The 17,169-nt window shown below is 61.1% G+C and carries 12 protein-coding genes and 2 pseudogenes; 4 read left to right on the top strand and 10 right to left on the bottom strand.

The window, feature by feature from the left end; all coding sequences use genetic code 11:
• The first annotated feature begins 209 nt into the window (after window positions 1–209).
• Window positions 210–1,550, top strand: coding sequence for an MATE family efflux transporter (locus BUB69_RS14180; RefSeq protein WP_073167825.1), 1,341 nt, complete (start codon window positions 210–212; stop codon window positions 1,548–1,550).
• Here the strand turns inward: BUB69_RS14180 and BUB69_RS14175 are convergent.
• The 6 genes from BUB69_RS14175 to BUB69_RS14150 form a co-directional block, all read right to left on the bottom strand.
• Window positions 1,544–2,443 carry an alpha/beta hydrolase gene (locus tag BUB69_RS14175; RefSeq protein WP_073167823.1) on the bottom strand — a complete coding sequence of 300 codons (900 nt, stop codon included), beginning with the start codon at window positions 2,441–2,443 and terminating at the stop codon, window positions 1,544–1,546. The genes BUB69_RS14180 and BUB69_RS14175 overlap by 7 nt on opposite strands.
• A gap of 90 nt (window positions 2,444–2,533) precedes the next feature.
• On the bottom strand, window positions 2,534–3,952 hold the full coding sequence (locus tag BUB69_RS14170) for a type VI secretion system Vgr family protein (RefSeq protein ID WP_073167821.1): 1,419 nt from the start codon (window positions 3,950–3,952) through the stop codon (window positions 2,534–2,536).
• 158 nt (window positions 3,953–4,110) lie between these two features.
• On the bottom strand, window positions 4,111–6,024 hold the full coding sequence (speA, locus tag BUB69_RS14165) for an arginine decarboxylase (RefSeq protein ID WP_024685398.1): 1,914 nt from the start codon (window positions 6,022–6,024) through the stop codon (window positions 4,111–4,113).
• A gap of 88 nt (window positions 6,025–6,112) precedes the next feature.
• Window positions 6,113–6,484 carry a translation initiation factor Sui1 gene (locus BUB69_RS14160; protein ID WP_073167820.1) on the bottom strand — a complete coding sequence of 124 codons (372 nt, stop codon included), beginning with the start codon at window positions 6,482–6,484 and terminating at the stop codon, window positions 6,113–6,115.
• Between the two features lie 173 nt (window positions 6,485–6,657).
• Window positions 6,658–7,203 carry an NUDIX hydrolase gene (locus BUB69_RS14155; RefSeq protein WP_073167818.1) on the bottom strand — a complete coding sequence of 182 codons (546 nt, stop codon included), beginning with the start codon at window positions 7,201–7,203 and terminating at the stop codon, window positions 6,658–6,660.
• Window positions 7,203–8,282, bottom strand: a complete 1,080-nt coding sequence (locus tag BUB69_RS14150; protein ID WP_073167816.1) for a DUF2333 family protein — start codon at window positions 8,280–8,282, stop codon at window positions 7,203–7,205. Before BUB69_RS14150 ends, BUB69_RS14155 begins: the two co-directional genes overlap by 1 nt.
• A 442-nt stretch (window positions 8,283–8,724) precedes the next feature.
• Here BUB69_RS14150 and BUB69_RS14145 point away from each other — a divergent pair, with 442 nt between their 5' ends.
• On the top strand, window positions 8,725–10,380 hold the full coding sequence (locus tag BUB69_RS14145; protein WP_073167814.1) for a response regulator: 1,656 nt from the start codon (window positions 8,725–8,727) through the stop codon (window positions 10,378–10,380).
• Window positions 10,381–10,382: 2 nt separating this feature from the next.
• Here BUB69_RS14145 and BUB69_RS29615 read toward each other — a convergent pair.
• The 3 genes and pseudogenes from BUB69_RS29615 to BUB69_RS14135 all read right to left on the bottom strand — a co-directional run.
• Window positions 10,383–10,601: pseudogene (locus tag BUB69_RS29615) on the bottom strand (response regulator transcription factor); the annotation flags it as partial.
• 68 nt (window positions 10,602–10,669) lie between these two features.
• Window positions 10,670–11,156 (bottom strand): annotated as a pseudogene (locus BUB69_RS29610) (response regulator); the annotation flags it as partial.
• A 173-nt stretch (window positions 11,157–11,329) separates the two neighbouring features.
• Window positions 11,330–11,800: a prepilin peptidase gene (locus BUB69_RS14135; RefSeq protein ID WP_073167810.1), complete on the bottom strand. Its 471-nt coding sequence runs from the start codon at window positions 11,798–11,800 to the stop codon at window positions 11,330–11,332.
• A gap of 76 nt (window positions 11,801–11,876) precedes the next feature.
• Here BUB69_RS14135 and BUB69_RS14130 point away from each other — a divergent pair, with 76 nt between their 5' ends.
• Together BUB69_RS14130 and BUB69_RS14125 are read left to right on the top strand one after the other, a co-directional pair.
• Window positions 11,877–12,332, top strand: a complete 456-nt coding sequence (locus tag BUB69_RS14130; protein ID WP_073167808.1) for a TadE/TadG family type IV pilus assembly protein — start codon at window positions 11,877–11,879, stop codon at window positions 12,330–12,332.
• Window positions 12,322–15,090, top strand: a complete 2,769-nt coding sequence (locus BUB69_RS14125; RefSeq protein ID WP_175561737.1) for a PAS domain-containing sensor histidine kinase — start codon at window positions 12,322–12,324, stop codon at window positions 15,088–15,090. The genes BUB69_RS14130 and BUB69_RS14125 overlap by 11 nt, the downstream gene beginning before the upstream one ends.
• Here the strand turns inward: BUB69_RS14125 and BUB69_RS14120 are convergent.
• Window positions 15,087–17,120, bottom strand: coding sequence for a pilus assembly protein TadG-related protein (locus BUB69_RS14120; protein ID WP_073167806.1), 2,034 nt, complete (start codon window positions 17,118–17,120; stop codon window positions 15,087–15,089). The genes BUB69_RS14125 and BUB69_RS14120 overlap by 4 nt on opposite strands.
• Window positions 17,121–17,169 lie beyond the last annotated feature (49 nt).

The following is a 17,169-nucleotide window of genomic DNA, read 5'->3' as shown; positions in this document are numbered from 1 at the left end:
GTCCGCTCCCACGGTATCCCGATGTGAACGAAATACTGTAGGAGCGGACTTGTCCGCGAAAGGGCCAGTACAGCTGACACATGTTCGGCCACTGAACTGCAGCTTTTCGCCCATAAGCAAAACCTGCGTTGATTCAGGGGAATGTGTACACCTTCATTCGGCAAACCCTCGCAGGGCTGGCTACAATGCCCGCCTTCCAGGGAGTCCTCATGTCCAGTTTGCTCAGCGATTGGCGTCATCGCCCCACCCATCGTCGTGTCTGGGCGCTGGCTGCGCCGATGATTCTGTCGAACATTTCCGTGCCGCTGGTTGCGCTGGTCGACAGTGCGGTGATCGGCCATCTGCCGCATGCGCATCAACTGGGTGCGGTGGCGGTGGGCGCGACCTTGTATACGTTTCTGGCTTGGGCCATGGGCTTTCTGCGCATGGGCACCACCGGTTTTGCTGCGCAGGCGGCGGGGCGTTCCGATGGCGCGGTCCTGCGCCAGATCCTGTTGCAGGGCCTGCTGCTGGCAGTGGGACTGGCGCTGGTGCTGGGGGTGATCGCGGTGCCGTTCAGCGAGTTGGCGTTGAGCCTGATGCAGCCGTCCGCCGATCTGCAGCAGATGACCCTGGATTTCTTTCATACCCGGTTGTTCGGCCTGCCCGCAGCGCTCGCCAGCTATGCGCTGGTGGGCTGGTTTCTCGGCACGCAAAATGCGCGGGCACCCCTGGCGATTCTGCTCACCACCAACCTGGTCAACATCGCGCTCAATCTTTGGTTCGTGATCGGTCTGGACTGGGGCGTGGTGGGCTCTGCCCGGGCCTCGGTGCTGGCGGAATGGACCGGCGTGCTGCTCGGTCTGGTTCTGGCGAACAGGACGCTGCGTGACTGGCCGGGTCAGATCGTCTGGGCGGCACTGAAACGGTGGAGCAACTGGCGGCCTCTGCTGGCGGTCAATCGCGACATCTTTCTGCGCACGCTGGCGCTGCAATCGGTGATGTTCCTGATCACCGTGCAGGGCGCTCGGCTGGGGGATGCGACGGTCGCCGCCAATGCGCTGCTGCTCAATGGCCTGCTGCTGACCTCCCACGCACTGGACGGGCTGGCGCATGCGGTGGAGGCCCTGTGTGGACATGCCATCGGTGCGCGTGACCGGGCGACCTTGCGCCGCTCACTGGTGGTCGCCGCAGGCTGGTCGCTGATTGCCAGCGTCGGGTTCGCGCTGCTGTTTCTGGTCGGCGGTCACTGGTTTATTCGTTTACAGACCGACATCCCGGACGTGCGTGATACGGCGATGATCTATCTGCCTTATCTGGCGCTGATGCCGCTGCTTGCGGTCTGGAGCTACCTGCTCGACGGGCTGTTCATCGGCGCGACCCGTGCCCGCGAGATGCGCAACGCGATGCTGATCAGCGCCGCCGCCATCGCGCCAGTCGCGTATCTGGCGGCCAGCCATGATAACCATGCGTTATGGCTGACCTTTCTGGCGTTCACCCTGTTGCGCGGCATCAGTCTGGGCACCATCGCCTGGCGTCTGACGCGCAAGGATGGCTGGTTCGTTCACTGAGCCGCGGGCTGCGCAGCGGCTACAGCCGAGGGTGCGCGAGGCGGATTGACGAACAGCACGACCTCATCAAGCACCGGTGCCAGGCTGCGCAAGGGTCTGGCAAACGCACCGATCAGCGTGCCGTGGTTGGTGCGCGAGAAATAGCGCTCACGGACCTGCACGCCGTCGCTGCGCAGGCGCGTGGCCAGGCCTCCCGTGTTGCGCACCGGATTAACCAGCGAGTCATCGTCCGAAGCCATCAGCAGTGCGCGTGGCGCTCCCGCGCTGACATGGTTGATGGGCTGCGAGTCAGGCGGTGAATTCGGGAAGAAGAACACCGGTTTGACGTCGGCATTCTTGATCGGCAGGAAGTCGTACGGGCCGGCCAGGCCTATCCAGCCACTGAGGATGGCGGGCGACAGGCCTTCCCGCGCCAGCCAGCGCGAGTCGAGTGCGAGCATTGAAGCGTTGTAGGCCCCCGAACTGTGGCCCATCACATACAGACGATGCGTATCGCCGCCAAAGGCCGCCGCGTTTCGATAGGCCCACGCCAGTGCCTTGGCTGAATCTTCCAGGAAGCTTGGGTAGCGGACCTGGGGATACAGTCGGTAGTCGGCGATGATCACCACGATACCCTTGGCGGCGAGCGACTCCCCGACAAAGTCATAATCGCTGCGTGAGCCACTGTTCCAGCTGCCGCCATAGAAAAACACCACGACCGGCGCCTGAGCGACTTTCGTCCTGGGGGTGTACACGTCCAGCCGGTGACGTGGGTCCGGGCCGTATGCGAGCCCCGAGACCTTGTCGACCGTACTGGTGGGCGTCAATGCGTTGAGCACTTTCAAGGCAGAGCAACCTGACAGGATCGCCAGCAGGGTTGCAGTCATCAGCGTCAGGAACATCGTTCGGATCATGGTTACGCTCGATTGGAGTGCGCGGGGCTGGACCAGGGCTGAAAACGTCTTGCGCAGCGACGGCAGTCATGGCCGTATTGAACCGCTACGTCAGCCCGCGTCGTCCGGATCACCCCACGTGTCCAGATCGACCTCGGGCAGTTGAGTGTCGAGAACGATGCGGGGGCTGATCATGGTCACCCCGTCTGCATCGAACCTCACCTGACTGTCACCTACTTCGAACACCAGATGGCAGCCTTGTTCGATACACATTCGCGAACCGTCGTCCACATACAGCCTGTTGCCGTCACCCATGACGGCCTGCCAGTCGAGTCGCATCCTGAAGCGTTCGGTGGCGGCCTGATCGGGGCCCTGCGCTTGCAGAATGGGCGAGGTCGGCGAGTCGCCATGTAGCGTCGCGATGATCCAGGGGCTGTCCAGATCGCCCTTGTCGAAGGCGACCACCACCTCCTTGCCGCCCACGCAATGCAGGTTCAGGTCCGGTAAAACCGGCAGCCAGCAGGTGGACTGTCGATCACCCGGCTGCGCCCACTCGAATTGCACCTGCACGCGCCCGCTCGGGTCGAGGTCGCTTCGTTGACCTGCTAGCCCCACGATCCAGGCACGTTGCAGTCCGGCAACGTGTCGGGATGCATAAGGGGGATTGAAACCCACTTCCCACGGGATAGCCTGAAACCGGTTCCGGTAGGCGCTATTGGTCGTACGATCAGTGGCCGCGCTGCCGTCGAAGTGATGCTGGACCTGCGTCACCAGCCACAAGTGGTTCCAGTCCCGTTCGGTATGGCCGGCCAGTGGCAGCAATAAACCAGCAGTCACACTGAGCAGGTTGCTTTCCCCTTGTGCCCGTTGATGACTGCGACTGCCGGGCACGTCATCTGCGTCCTGCGTCACGGCGAAATCTATCACGCCGGATGGTTGTCCGGACGGGGACCATGGCGCAATAGGTGCGCGTGGAAGGCTTCGCAGCCCTTCGCTGAACACCACTTGGTGGCTGCGGCGGGTGTGTCTGAAGTGGTAGTGGATGCCTTCTTCGGCGCACAGGCGATGCACCAGTTGCAGGTCGGATTCGTTGTGCTGAAAGCAGGTCTCACGCAGGCGACATTCTTGGGTGAGATCGAAGCGGTAGCGTTCCTTGAGGCCGTGTTCTCTGAGCACTCGGGCAATGATCTGCGTGGCGCTCATGCGCTGAAACACCCGCTGGTTGTAGCGCAGGTCCAGGCAGGCCAGTCGTGGGCCGACGGTCAATCGATAGCACGCAGGCCCAGGCCGGTAGTGCGCGCGTGTCGCGCCTTGAATCTGTCCGTGAAAACCCTGCGGGCTGCCGTTCAGACTCAGGAAGGCGGGCTTGAACATCAGGCTGCCCAGATCGATCTCATCGCCGCTGACCAGCAGGTCGAAGAGGAAGGGCTCGCTGATGGCTTCGGTTGCACTGAAAGACAGCACGCTGAAATGTCGACGCAGGCGTGCGATCTCCAGACGAAAGAAGGGCTCGCTGGCGGGTTGTGGCATGGGTAATTCTCGACCGGAAATGCGGGCGGCGATTCTGGCGGAGAAGACGGATGGATAAAGTGACGGGGTGCTGAAAAGGAAGTTGCCTACAACGGGTGTGGGCAAAGCCTTACGCTGATCGTGCCCATCATGGCGATGGGCACGATCCAGCGCATGGATCAGGACGACAGGTAGGAAGAGCGCGTCAGTCCCAGACGCAGGGCGTCGAGGAAGTAGGTGCGTTCGCGCGGGGTGATCTTGGCGCTGGCGACCTTGTCCCGATAATGGGTCATCAGTTCTTCCGGCGACAAGTGCACATAGCGCAGCATGTCTTCGATGGTGTCGTGAGTCTCGATGCCTGCGTGGTAAACCGTACCGTCCGGATTCTGGTAGATGTTGACCGAGTCGGTGTCACCGAACAGGTTGTGCATGTCGCCGAGAATTTCCTGATACGCGCCGACCAGGAAGATCCCCAGCAGGTAGTCCTCGCCCTCGTTCAGCGGATGGACCGGCATGCTGGTCTCAATGCTCTGCTCGTCGACGTACTGCTTGATCTTGCCGTCTGAGTCGCAGGTCAGGTCCTGAAGCACGGCGCGGCGCACCGGCTCTTCGCCCAGCCGATGCAACGGCAGGATCGGCAGCACCTGGCCGATGGCCCAGGTGTCCGGCAGGCTCTGGAACACCGAGAAGTTGCAGATGTACTTGTCGGCCAGCTTGTCGTTGAGTTCGTCCAGCACTTGACGATGCGAGCGCTGACGCGCTTTCAAGGAGTTGTGCAGGCGGCGGCACACAGCGAAATAGCACTGCTCGCCCAGCGCTTTCTGCGCCAGGGTGATCTTGCCGTCGGCGTACTGGGTGGCGATGTCGCTCATGTAGTGCGTCGCGCGCCAGTAGGTCTCGGTGACCATCTCGATGTCGGTCGGCCCCAGCAGGTCGACCAGCCATTGCACGGTTTCCGGCAGGCTTTCCTTGTCGGCGATTTCAGGCACTTCGTCGTTGTGTTTCTCGACGTCAGTCACCTGCACCACCAGCATGGCGTGGTGAGCGGTCAGCGAGCGGCCGCTTTCCGAGAAAATGTGCGGATGCGGCAAGCCCTGCGCATCGCAGAATTCCTTGAGCATGCCGACCACGACACCGGCGTAGTCGTCCATGTCGTAGTTGATCGAGCTGGCGTTGCGCGAGTGAGTACCGTCGTAATCCACGCCTAGACCGCCGCCGACGTCGATGTGATCGACTGGCAGGCCGAGGTTGCGCAGCTCGCCGTAGTAGCGGATCGCTTCCTTGAAACCGTGCTGATAGTCGGCCAGGTTGGCGATCTGCGAGCCCATGTGGAAGTGCAGCAGGCGAATGCCCTGGTCCAGACCGGCTTTGCGGAAACGTTCGACCACCGACAGCAGTTGCGCGGCCGACAGACCGAACTTGGATTTCTCGCCACCGGTATCCGCCCACTTGCTCGATGCCAGGGACGACAGGCGCACACGCAGGCCGACCTGAGGCGCGACCTTGAGCTCGGCGGCTTCTTCGATCACCAGTTCGACTTCGGACTCTTTCTCGATGACGATGAAGACGTTGTGGCCCAGCTTCTGGCCCATCAGCGCCAGACGAATGAACTCGCGGTCCTTGTAACCGTTGCAGACGATGGTGCCGCCTTTCGGCGCCAGCGCCAGCACGGCCATCAACTCGGGCTTGGAGCCCGCTTCCAGACCGATGGAGACGTTCTGCGTGGCGATGATGTTTTCGACCACCGCTTCTTGCTGGTTGACCTTGATCGGGTAGAGCGCGGTGTACTGGCTCTGGTATTCCAGTCGGGCAATGTTGCTGTCGAACGCACCGGTCAACTGACGGACACGGTCCTGCAGAATGTCAGGAAAACGTACCAGCAACGGCAGGGACAGACCGCTCTTGCGCAAGTCTTCGACCTGCTCGTAAAGATCGATAGGCGAGCTGCCAGCCCCGTTGGGACGAACTTCAACGCGCCCGGCTTCATTGATCGCAAAATAACCGGCACCCCAATGGCGAATGCCATAAACGCTGCGGCTGTCCGCAACGGTCCATTGGCTGCCATCGTCTTTGCGTGTACGTCGTACGGACATCGAAGTCCCCTATAAAGAAGTCATAGCGCCAGCTCATAGCCGGCTGGGCGCAGTGTAAAGAGTGTAGGTGACGGTTTTGATGCGCTTGTCAGCCGCCGGATTTTTTGGCCTTGAAGCCTTTCTTGATCAGTTCGGCCAGCAGCAGTTCGACATGATCGCCCTGAATCTCGATCACCCCGTCCTTGAGCGCGCCGCCTGTGCCGCAACGCTGCTTGAGCGCCTTGGCCAGTTCCTTGAGCGCCTCTTCGGCCAATGGCACGCCGGTAATGGTGGTAACGGTCTTGCCGCCGCGCCCCTTGCTCTCGCGACGAACGCGGGCGATGCCGTCCCCTTCGGGAATGGCGGTCTGCTTGCAGGTGCAGTTATCGACGGGTTGGCGACAGTCGGGGCAGTGACGCCCTGAGTCGGTTGAAAATACCAGGCCACCCAGGGCGGCGAAGGAAGCGGCTTTTTTAGCCACGCGAAATCCTCTTGTTGAGGACTGAAGATGGGCCGGGCTTGTTTAAGCCATCGACCGCGAAGCCCCACTCTGGCAGGGGCAGCGCTACCGGGACGGCAAGGCCGGCCCGGCTTGAAAAGGTCGCGCAGTGTAACGACAAAACAGTCAGTTGCTAAGGGGTTCAATGCGCCAATTTACTGAACATTTGCGACCTGCCCGAGATGGCGTTTAAGGGCTGCCAGCGAGTCAGGGCAATAGGGTTGCTGTTCGGTCTGGCGCAGCACCTCTGCGATAGGCATGAAGCGCGCTTCCATCACCTCTTCCGGTTGCAGGCTCAAGGCCCCATCCCAGACGGCAGAGAACACCGCGCACCAGATCCGGTTGCCCGGCTGGTCGAAGAGAAACCGCTCATGCGCCTGCAATGTCACGCCGTGCACGCCCAGTTCCTCTTCCAGCTCGCGGGCGGCGGATTCGGCGTAGGTTTCATCGGACTGCACCATGCCGCCTGCGGCGACGTCCCAGTAACCGGGATAGATCGCCTTGCTGAGCGTGCGACGATGCACGCACAGCTCGCCTGCGGAGTTGAACAGCAGAATGTAGGTGCCGCGCCCGATCAGGCCGCGCTCGCGCAGCTCGGCGCGTGGCAACGCACCCAAAAGCGTGTCGTGCTCATCGACCCAGGCGATCAGCTCGGCGTCCGAGGCGGCGCGGTGCGCGGCCTCGTGCGAGGAAATCGACATCAGCCCTGGTTCAACAACTGACGAAGATCAATGACCGCCGCGTTGGCCCGCGAGATGTAGTTGGCCATCACCAGCGAGTGGTTGGCGAACACACCGAACGGGCTGCCGTTGAGAATCATCGGGCTCCACAGCGGCTCTTGCGAGGCCTCGAGCTCACGAATGATCTGACGCACGCTGACCGTGGCGTTCTTCTTGGCCAGTACGTCGGCGAAGTCGACTTCGATGGCGCGCAGCAGATGAGACAGGGCCCAGGCCTGACCACGTGCTTCATAGAAGACGTTATCCACTTCCAGCCATGGGGTTTCGACGATTTCTTCGTCTACCTGTGGCACTTCACCCGGCTTGACCGATGCAATGGCTTCTGTTTTCAGGGTGCTGTTGAGCTTGACCCGACCGACGCTGGCCGACAGACGCTGCGACAACGAACCCAGACGGGTGCCGACATCGCCCAGCCAGTTGTTCAGGTTGTCAGCGCGTGCGTAGAACAGCGCGCCTTTCTGGTTCGGGTCGGACAGGCGTGCCTGGTAGCGGCTCAGGGCATTGATACCCTCGGCGTATTGCGATTCGCTGGACGGCAATATCCAACTGCGGTTGTTGAAGTTGAACAGTGGCTCGGCACGGGCCAGATCGCCGTCTTCAGCCGATTGCGACTGTGAACGGGCGAAGTCCTTGCGCAGCGCACGGCTCAAGTCTCGCACCTGGACCAGCACGCCGTATTCCCAGCTCGGAATGTTGTCCAGCCAAAGGCCCGGCGGCATGCGGTCGTTGGAAAGGTAGCCTCCGCGCTTGTCCAGAAGGGTCTGGGTGACGCTTTTCAGGGTCTCGACGGTGGTGTAGCCGATGACCATCTGCTTGCCTTCGCGCTCGGCTGCCGCCTGGGCGTTTTGCTGCACGGGAAACAGTGCAGGCTCCTTGCTCCAGTACCAGCCGACCACCAGGCACACAATCAGGTAGATCAAGACCAAGGCACCCAGCGCGCGGCTGTAGAACAGGTTGCCCAGATAGCCGCGTCGTTTGACCGATGCAGTGTCAGCGGTACGCTCACCCGCGCTGCCTGCGCGGTTCTTCCAATCCAGCATGGTAGGGTCCTTTCGATCTTGAGTTGAATGCTTCACGAGGCGTTCGACCATAACCTTACCTCAAGGTGCAATGGACGAGCACATACGGGCGGTTTTTTACCGGGAACATAACGCCTGCGCGTCTCTGACACAGGGCGGGCGCACGGGAAATCCAGGATCGTGCAAGACGGATTGCCCGTAATAGCCTTTATTCTGTCCATTTCAGGCGCTGGAAAAGCCATCCCGTGGGTATGATATTTCCCGTAAAGTTAATTATTTCAACGGGTTACGAAATGATCAGGTGCGTGATAGCAATAAGCTATACATGCATAGTTATACGTAATGGCATAGCGCCATAGTTTTGTTGTCAAATAAGTGACTTACGGCACTCTGCTGTCGTATGGGAGGTGCTAGCATAGCGCCATTATTTGTACCGCTCAGCGACACTCACAGTAGCCTGAATATGACCGAGCCCGAAGATCCCAGCCGTGATCGCTTAAAGCAGCATTTTGCCCAACGGGTCATTCATCAAGCACGCCAGATACTGGAGACCTGGCAGCGGCTGCAAAAAGGCGAGTGGTCGGCCGGTGACATGGCGGAGCTGAAAGAGTCCACGCTGCGTCTGCTGCGCTTCGCGGAGCGGTTCGAGCAGGCCGAGCACGTTGCATTGGCGCAGGACATCGGTGAGGCACTGGAAGCTGTCGAGGCCAACCGGGGGCGGTTGAACAGCAGCGCCATCACTGAGCTCAACCGTCTGATGCAGCGCCTGTCCCGTACCGGCCTGCGTCAGGGTGACAGGCTGGAGCAGACCTCGCTGCCGCCGTTGCGCAAGCCTGTTTACATTGCGCTGCAGGACCATGAGCGTGCTGAGCGGCTGGCCAAGCAGCTGGAGTTTTTCGGGTTGTCGGCGATGTCCTTGCACAGCGTCCCGGAATTTCAGACGGCAATGACACAGCGTCATCCGGCCGCCATCGTCATGGATGTCGATTTCAGCGGACCGTCACAAGGGCTGAAACTCGCGTCTCAGGCGCAGGAAGGCCTTGAACAGAAGTTGCCGCTGTTGTTCTTCAGCCTTCACGAAACCGATACCCCGACCCGGCTGGCCGCGGTACGTGCCGGTGGGCAGGAGTTTCTGACCGGGACGCTGGAAGCCTCCAGCCTGCTGGAAAAAATCGAAGTGCTGACCTGTGTGGCGCAATACGAGCCTTACAAGGTACTGATCATCGACGACTCCCGCGCTCAGGCCACGCACACCGAACGGGTGCTCAATGCGGCCGGTATCGTCACGCGTACCTTGCTCGACCCGATTCAGGCGATGCCCGAGCTGGCTGAGTTCCAGCCTGATCTGATCATTCTCGACATGTACATGCCTGGCTGCACGGGAACCGAGCTTGCCAAGGTCATCCGCCACAATGATCGCTACGTCAGCGTGCCTATCATCTACCTGTCTGCCGAGGACGATCAGGACAAGCAACTGGACGCCATGAGCGAAGGCGGGGATGACTTCCTGACCAAGCCGATCAAGCCGCGCCACCTGATCACCACCGTACGCAACCGGGCCGCCAGGGCGCGCAACCTCAAGGCGCGCATGGTTCGCGACAGCCTGACCGGGCTGTACAACCACACGCATATTCTGCAGTTGCTGGAAGACTGCAGTTTTCGTTCGCGTCGCGAAGGCAAACCGTTGTGCTTTGCGATGCTCGATATTGACCATTTCAAGAAGGTCAACGACAGCCACGGGCATCCGATGGGCGACCGGGTGATCAAAAGCCTGGCGCTGTTTCTCAAGCAGCGGTTGCGCAAGACCGATTTCATCGGCCGTTACGGTGGCGAGGAATTTGCCATCGTGATGCCGGACACCGACATTCACAGCGCGCACAAGGTGCTGGAAGAAATCCGCCACCGCTTTGCAGAAATCCACTACCCCGCCCAGCCTGCGGATCTGTTCTGCACCTTCAGTGCGGGCGTGGTTTGTCTGGGCGCGCACGATGACAGCCTGACGCTGGCTTCCCAGGCCGATAACGCGCTGTACCGTGCCAAGCACGCGGGTCGTAATCAGGTGCATTCGGCGCTGGTCGAAGCGCCGTACCACGTCGTGCTGCCTGAAGTGCAGGTCTGACTTCAGTCCAGCGCTACGCGCTGCCTGGCGTGTTTGCCGGGTGAAAACGCCAGCGCCAGTTGCGTGCGGTTGTGCATGCGCGTCAGGCGCAGGACCTGCGAGACGTAAAGTTTGACGGTGTTTTCGGTGATGCCCAGTTCGCACGCGATCTGATAGTTGGTCTGCCCGGTGCTGACCAGCAACGCCACGTCGAGCTGGCGTGGAGAGAGCTTGGTGAAAGCGTCAGGCACCGGCTGATCCTTATCTGTTTCGACAGAGGCGCTTTGGTCGGGCGCTGCCGAGCCTCTTGCCTGATCCAGGTTCTGATACAGATCGTCGATGGACGCCGCCAGATACTGAAGCTTTTCGTTGAGCAGGCCCAGCTGTTGATGGTTCCTCTGCCGCTCGGCCAGCGCCTTGACCTGAGCCTGTACGCCTTCAAGCATCTCGTTCAGGTCGACAGGTTTCTGGTAGTAATCGGCGATGCCGGCTCGCAAGGCCTTGATCACGTCTTTCTTCTCGGCCTTGCCGGTCAGCATGATCGCTTCGAACAGGTGCTTCCTGCCCCCGAGGCGTTTCATCGTCTCGACCATCTCGATGCCGTCCATGCCAGGCATGTCCAGGTCGCACAGGACGATGCCGATGGCGTCATCCCGGGTGAAGTGTTCGATGGCTTCGCGGCTTGAGAAGCTGGGTATGCATGGGTATCCGCTGCTTTCAAGGAACTCGCTGAGTTCTTCGACGATGAGCGGCTGGTCATCGACGACCAGAATTTTTACCGGCGAAAAGGTATTCACGCGCAACTCCCTGTCAGTGGGCAATACGGTAAAGACGGAGGCCAGAGTCCATTCTCCAACTTCGAGGACACTGAGCGATGAGGGTTCAACTCATGTCGGCGCTGATATCGACTGTCGAAATTAAACGTAGTCGTACTTTGTGATTATGTACATGGCGCTAATGGCTTCTTCGATCAACGGATAAGTAAGCTCACCGTGGCGAGCCCGATAAACAGAAACGGCGAAAAAGGATATTTATTTGTCATTCCCGGGCGCATCAGCAAGTAACGGCGCGTAAGCCTCTGGTTTAAAAGCGACCATAGGTACTGGCCTGCCATTGCCCATGCGGCCAAGGCGATTGCGGCGCCGATAAACGTGCCTAGCAGGTACAGGGTGTCGCTTGCCAGCGCCAGCGCCAGCAGCAATTTCACGTCTGCAGCCCCCAGCTTTCGCAGCGCATGGCCCGGCAGGGTCAGGGCCAGTGCGATCACGGCAGCCAGTCCTGCGTCATTGGGATTCGCGCCGGTCCAGGTGTGCCCGGTGCACGCCAGAAACACCAATGCCAAGGCTGCAATCCCCACTGTCAGCCAGTTGGAAATTTCTTTCTTTCGAGCGTCCTGTTCAGCGCAGACGGCAAACCATGTGAGTAGGAAAAATAAATCCATCAGTTAAAAAACATCCTCATTCCTTGAAAGAAACTATGCTGACACTGAAGCAGTGACTGTCAGGGTAGACGTTGATATGGCAACAGCCCCGCCTCTTTCTTCGCCCCGCAGACAACGGGGCGCTGCCGCTATCGAGTTCGCGGCGGTATTCGTCATGTTCTTCGCCGTGTTCTACGGCGCTGTGAGTTACAGCCTGCCGCTGCTGATGCTGCAGTCGTTCAACGCCGCAGCGAGTGAAGCGGTGCGGCGCAGCGTGGCGCTGAGCCCCTCGGTGGCCAACTACAACCAGATGGTGGTGACTCAGGCCGAGACCGTGGTCATGAACCAGCTGTCCTGGATACCCGCATCGCTCGGGTTCAGCAGCGCTAATGTGCGTGTGACCTACACGGCCGGGGTGCTGACCGCCAACATCAGTTATCCCAAATCCCGACTGGCCCAGGTCCTGCCGTTTCTGACCTTGCCCGTTATCGGTGAAATACCGCGCCTGCCCACTCACCTCTCTGCCCAAGCGAGCCTGCAACTTGTCCCTTGATAAAAGCCGTTTGAGTCGCTGGCTGGGCCGTGCCGAAGCGCCCCCTGTTCAGCAGACCGTGTCCGTTGCAAAGGAACCAGACCCTATCGGTGCCGACCTGTACCTGCTTCTGGATGATGACGGGCGGGTTCAGAGCATCAGTCCTCACCTGGCTTTACGCCTTGGCATCGCGGCCCCGATGGTCGCCGCTCAGCGCTTGATGAGCCTGCTGTTACCCAACAGTGCGCTGGTGATCGAAGGCATTCCGCGTGACTGGTTGGGGCACATGCTCGATCTGGACTTCAAGAGTGCCGATGCTCATACCTTGCACGCGCGTGGCTGGGTGCAGGCGCGCGGCAAGGATTGGCTGCTGCAGTTGCTGGACATCAGCGATCTGATGGAGGAGGCCAGCGCAGCCCGTAGCCGTCAGCAGTGCCTGCGCGTGGCCGGGCAGATAGCCGAACGGGTGCGCGTGTGCCACGTCGATCGCCTCAAGGCCGTGGTGTCGGAACAGCTCGAAGAACTGGCGCAGCACTGGCGCATACCCTGTGTCGCGCTGGCCCTGCCTGCGCCCGGCGGTGTGGGCTGGCAGGTCTACTGCCAGTACAACGCTCACACGGCGCCGGAGTTGTGGCAGGCAGGTCAGCGTCTTGGCGCGGCGCTGGACACGCTCAACGCCAACACCACTCATCAACTGTCGTTCGGCTCGGGCTCGATGTCCGGGCCGTTGCAAAGCGCATTCGGCAACGCTGACGGTTTTCTGATGCCCCATAGCCGCGAAGGGGTAGCCAGGGCCTGGTTGCTGTTCGGTTTCTACGACGCTCGCCAGCATGCCCCTGACCTGGGGGAGCGGGAATGGCTGAACCTGTGTTCCGCGCTGGCGGGGCCAGTGCTGTTCAGGCTGTCGGAACAGCACAACCGTCACCATGTCGAGCGGCTGGCGGTGCTTCAGGATCTGCTCGGTACTGGCTGGTGGGAGCTGTTGCCTGGCAGTGACGAAATCCTGCTCGCGCCGCAACTGGCGCGCAGCCTGCGTCTGGCGGATCGGGTCGAGAGCCTGCCGCGACAGGACTGGCTGGCGTTGATCCATCCTGCCGACCGTCAGGAGCTGGCCAGTCGCCTGACGCAGTTGCGCGACAAAGGTACGCCGATGCTGTTCTGCGTGCGTCTGGCGCAGACCGATCCGGCGCAGGAAACGATCTGGTTCCGGATTCAGGGCCAGGCTCTGATCAGCGGTCAGGTGCAGCGCGTGCTGGGTTTCATGCTGGATGTCAGCGATATCAAGAATCAGGAAACGGATGCCGCCGCAGCGCATGCGCGGCTGGATAACCTGATCGCCAGCTCGCCTGCCGTGATCTATGTGCAGCGCTACGATCACGGCAATCTGGAGCCGACGTTTTTCAGTGACAGTCTTACGCCTTTGCTGGGCTGGACACTGGCTGAATGCGTCGAGGGCCAACTGGCTGAATACATTCACCCGCAGGACCGTGACATCTGGTTCGAGCGCAACCGGCAGTTGCTGCGCGAAGGCTTTGTCAGCCGCCGCTACCGACTGCGCGGCAAGGACGGCAGCTACCACTGGCTGCTTGATGAGGCCCGCCTGCTGCGCGACGACCTCGGCATGCCGGTGGAGGCCGTAGGTCTGTGGCTGGATGTGACCGAAGCCACGCTGGCGGCCGAGCAGGTGCGCAAGAGCGAGGAGCGCTACCGGATTCTGGTCGAGGATTCGCCGGCGATGATCTGCCGTTATACCCCGGACCTGGTGCTCAGCTTCGGCAATAAACCGCTGGCCAATTACATGGAGTGCACACCGGAGCAACTGACGGGCATCAATCTGGGCGACTGGCTATCGGATGAGCAACGTGACGCGTTCCTTCGCCGTATCAGCCAGCTCACACCCGAAGAACCGATGAGCACCGAAGAAATCTGCATCGAACTGCCCGGGCGCGAATACGCCTGGTGGGTCTGGGCAGACCGTGGCGTATTCGACGAACAGGGCACGCTGGTCGAGATCCAGGCGGTGGGCCGTGACAACACCGATGTGCGTCGCTCGCGGATGCAATTGAACCAGAGCGCTAAAATGGCGACGCTGGGCGAAATGTCGACCGGGTTGGCTCACGAGATCAATCAGCCGCTCAATGTCATGCGCATGGCGGTGGTCAATGTCCTCAAGCGGCTGGGCAGGGGCGATGTCGATATTGAATACCTCACCGAAAAGCTCAACCGCATCGACTCCCAGGTACAGCGTGCCGCGCGGGTGGTGGACCACATGCGGGTCTTCGGTCGTCGTTCCGAGATCGAGGAGCAACTGTTCAATCCGGCCCAGGCCGTGGAGGGCACGCTTTCGATGCTGTCCGAAGGCATGAGGGGCAAGGGTGTGCAACTGCGTATTGGCGAGATGGGCGAGCCGGTGCAGGTGCGCGGGCATATGGATCAGCTGGAACAAGTGCTGATCAACCTGATGGTCAACGCCCGCGATGCTCTTCTGTCACGCCGCGAGAAGGATCGCGATTTCGAGCCCTGGATTGGCGTCGAGGTCGAGCGTGACGAAAATATTATCCGCCTGAGTGTGCAGGACAACGGCGGCGGTATCGATCCACGTCTGCTGGAGCGGATTTTCGAGCCGTTTTTCACCACCAAGCCGATAGGCGTGGGCACCGGGCTGGGGTTGTCGGTCAGCTACGGCATCGTCGACCAGATGGGCGGTCAGTTGACGGTCAGCAACGTGGGTGAAGGCGCACGGTTTCGCATCGAACTGCCGATCTTCAACGCCAGCTAGATCACCAGGTGGGCCTGGCCGAAGTTGCAACTCAGATTGACCCCGACATCGGCGGGCGCCAGCGTAACGCCAAGGGCTGCCAGCAGAGGATCTACGACCGAGGTCAGCGCTTCTTTCAGAGTGCTCTCGACCACGGTGTCGAGTGCGTTGGTCAGCGTGGTCAGCAGCGTGGCCGTGCCCGTGATCAGGTTGCCCAGCGTTGTGCTGGTGGCGGGCTTGTAGACGTTGACCTTCACTGACGAAACGGTGTTGTTGAGCAGGCTGCCGGGCGTCACCGATGCGGTGCTTGCGAGGAAGTACGGCGCAGTGCTGATCTCCGGCAGGTTGGGCGAGCTGAACGTGGTGTTGGTCGCCGAGGCGCTGCCCAGCGGCGCCTGGCTGACGGTGTCGAACGTGAGGCCGATGCCGCCACCGCCGAAAGGTGTGCGGGGACCGCAACCATTCTGCAATGGCAGTCCCAGTAACCTTTTGCAGGTCTGAGTCCCTATATCAATGACAGGCAGCGGTACTGCTGTGACGGCCGATGGATCGGTGCTCGTCGGAAAGGCTGAGGCACCGGATATCTGTCCGAGTTTGGCAGTGACCAAGGCAGTCTCGGTGTGAACGCTTAGCGTCTTGTTGGTATTGCTCGCGCAGGTGTAGCCAGTGACATAGCTGTCGGCACTGGCCATTGACAGGCTGAGGTCGATTCTGGGGCCGGCCGTTGAAGAGTTATCCAGAAACCTGATGTCCGAGACTATACAGCCGGAAAGACCCAGCGCGCAGATCGATGAGTCCATGATTCCCGCCAGGTTCAGATTCAAGGCACTGTTGAGCAGCGGTGTCAGGCTGCCCACCACTGAACTTGCGGTGTTGACCAGTGACGTGATGGGCGCCAGTGCCGGCAGGTTGATCGACACCAGTGCGCGCATCTGTGCGGTACGCACGTAGATCCGGTTGGCACCGTTCCTGGGGTTGAGCGGATCGATTTTGCCGGGGTCTCCAATGGCTGACAGTTGAGGCGGCTCGATGACCTGGATGCGTGCCGTGACCTGCGCCAGGTTGCCGACATTGATTTGTGTCGCCGCCGAGACACCATTCTTGTAGTTGGCCAGTTGTGCCAGGCCCTGGATCAGGTCCGTCAGCCGCAACTGGGTGTTCAGTGCTGCGATGTCGGTACCGCCTTGCACGGCCAGCAGTTTCCCGAGCAGGACAGTGGTGGTGCCGGTGGCGGCCTTGATGGCTTGCAGACCCGCGAGGGTGGCGGTGCCGCTCAACGTGCCGTTGGCGTCCAGGACATTGATGGCGCTCTGGACCAGTTGGCTGACGGTTACCGTGGTGTTGAGCACTTCGGTGTACCCGACGGCAGTCAGGTTCAGATCGGTCTTCAGCCGGTTCAGATACGCCAGCAGGCTCAGGTCAGTGCTGGCCAGGGCCTGCCAGTTCGCAACGCTCAGGTTCAGCGTGCCGCCCAGCATTGTGCCCACGACGGGGTTGAGAATCGCGGCTTTGGCGCTGTCGATGGTGGTGGCTGAACTGCGGATGGTCAGCGCCGCCAATGGCGGTGTACCCGCTGCCACCGCTGTGGCGCTGAGCTCAATGGTGGGAGAAACCGGCCCGCTGCTGAAACGCGCGCCGATGCCCGCAGCCATGCTGCGCGGCACGGCGTGGGTGACCACCACCTGAATGACGTCGGATTGCGTAGCGTTGGCGGTGAAGACGCGTTGACTCTGGGGATTGGCAGCCAGCGTGCCGCAGCTTGCGACCAGCGTGCGTCCGTCCGTGCCCGGTGTGAAGCCGTTACGTATCGCGCTCTGATTGGCATAACTGCTGGCGCTCGCGCCTGCCGTGCAAGTGCCCTTGCGACCTGCGGCTTCCAGCGCGGCGATGTCGGCCACACGCTGCAAGGAGCGTTTTTCCAGGTACAGCCTGCCGCTGTCGATCACCACCAGCGCGAACAGCAATGCAAGACCAAGCGTCAGCGCAGCCATCAGTCCGATCGCACCGCGTTGCCGAGCCCGCTGGGCGGTGTAGTGAATCAGGGGAGACATCAGCACTCCTTCGGCATCGCCATCGCTTCCTCACCTGTTGTCCGGGAGT

Source organism: Pseudomonas asturiensis, assembly GCF_900143095.1.
GTDB classification, from domain to species: Bacteria; Pseudomonadota; Gammaproteobacteria; order Pseudomonadales; family Pseudomonadaceae; genus Aquipseudomonas; species Aquipseudomonas asturiensis.
Note: the sequence above shows the minus strand (reverse complement) of the source record. Positions and strands in the feature narration are given on the sequence as shown.

Coding starts and splice junctions, on each gene's coding strand:
- BUB69_RS14180 (WP_073167825.1), top strand. CDS start 210: ATGTCCAGTTTGCTCAGCGATTGGCGTCATCGCCCCACCCATCGTCGT.
- BUB69_RS14175 (WP_073167823.1), bottom strand. CDS start 2,443: ATGATCCGAACGATGTTCCTGACGCTGATGACTGCAACCCTGCTGGCG.
- BUB69_RS14170 (WP_073167821.1), bottom strand. CDS start 3,952: ATGCCACAACCCGCCAGCGAGCCCTTCTTTCGTCTGGAGATCGCACGC.
- speA (WP_024685398.1), bottom strand. CDS start 6,024: ATGTCCGTACGACGTACACGCAAAGACGATGGCAGCCAATGGACCGTT.
- BUB69_RS14155 (WP_073167818.1), bottom strand. CDS start 7,203: ATGTCGATTTCCTCGCACGAGGCCGCGCACCGCGCCGCCTCGGACGCC.
- BUB69_RS14150 (WP_073167816.1), bottom strand. CDS start 8,282: ATGCTGGATTGGAAGAACCGCGCAGGCAGCGCGGGTGAGCGTACCGCT.
- BUB69_RS14145 (WP_073167814.1), top strand. CDS start 8,725: ATGACCGAGCCCGAAGATCCCAGCCGTGATCGCTTAAAGCAGCATTTT.
- BUB69_RS14135 (WP_073167810.1), bottom strand. CDS start 11,800: ATGGATTTATTTTTCCTACTCACATGGTTTGCCGTCTGCGCTGAACAG.
- BUB69_RS14130 (WP_073167808.1), top strand. CDS start 11,877: ATGGCAACAGCCCCGCCTCTTTCTTCGCCCCGCAGACAACGGGGCGCT.
- BUB69_RS14120 (WP_073167806.1), bottom strand. CDS start 17,120: ATGTCTCCCCTGATTCACTACACCGCCCAGCGGGCTCGGCAACGCGGT.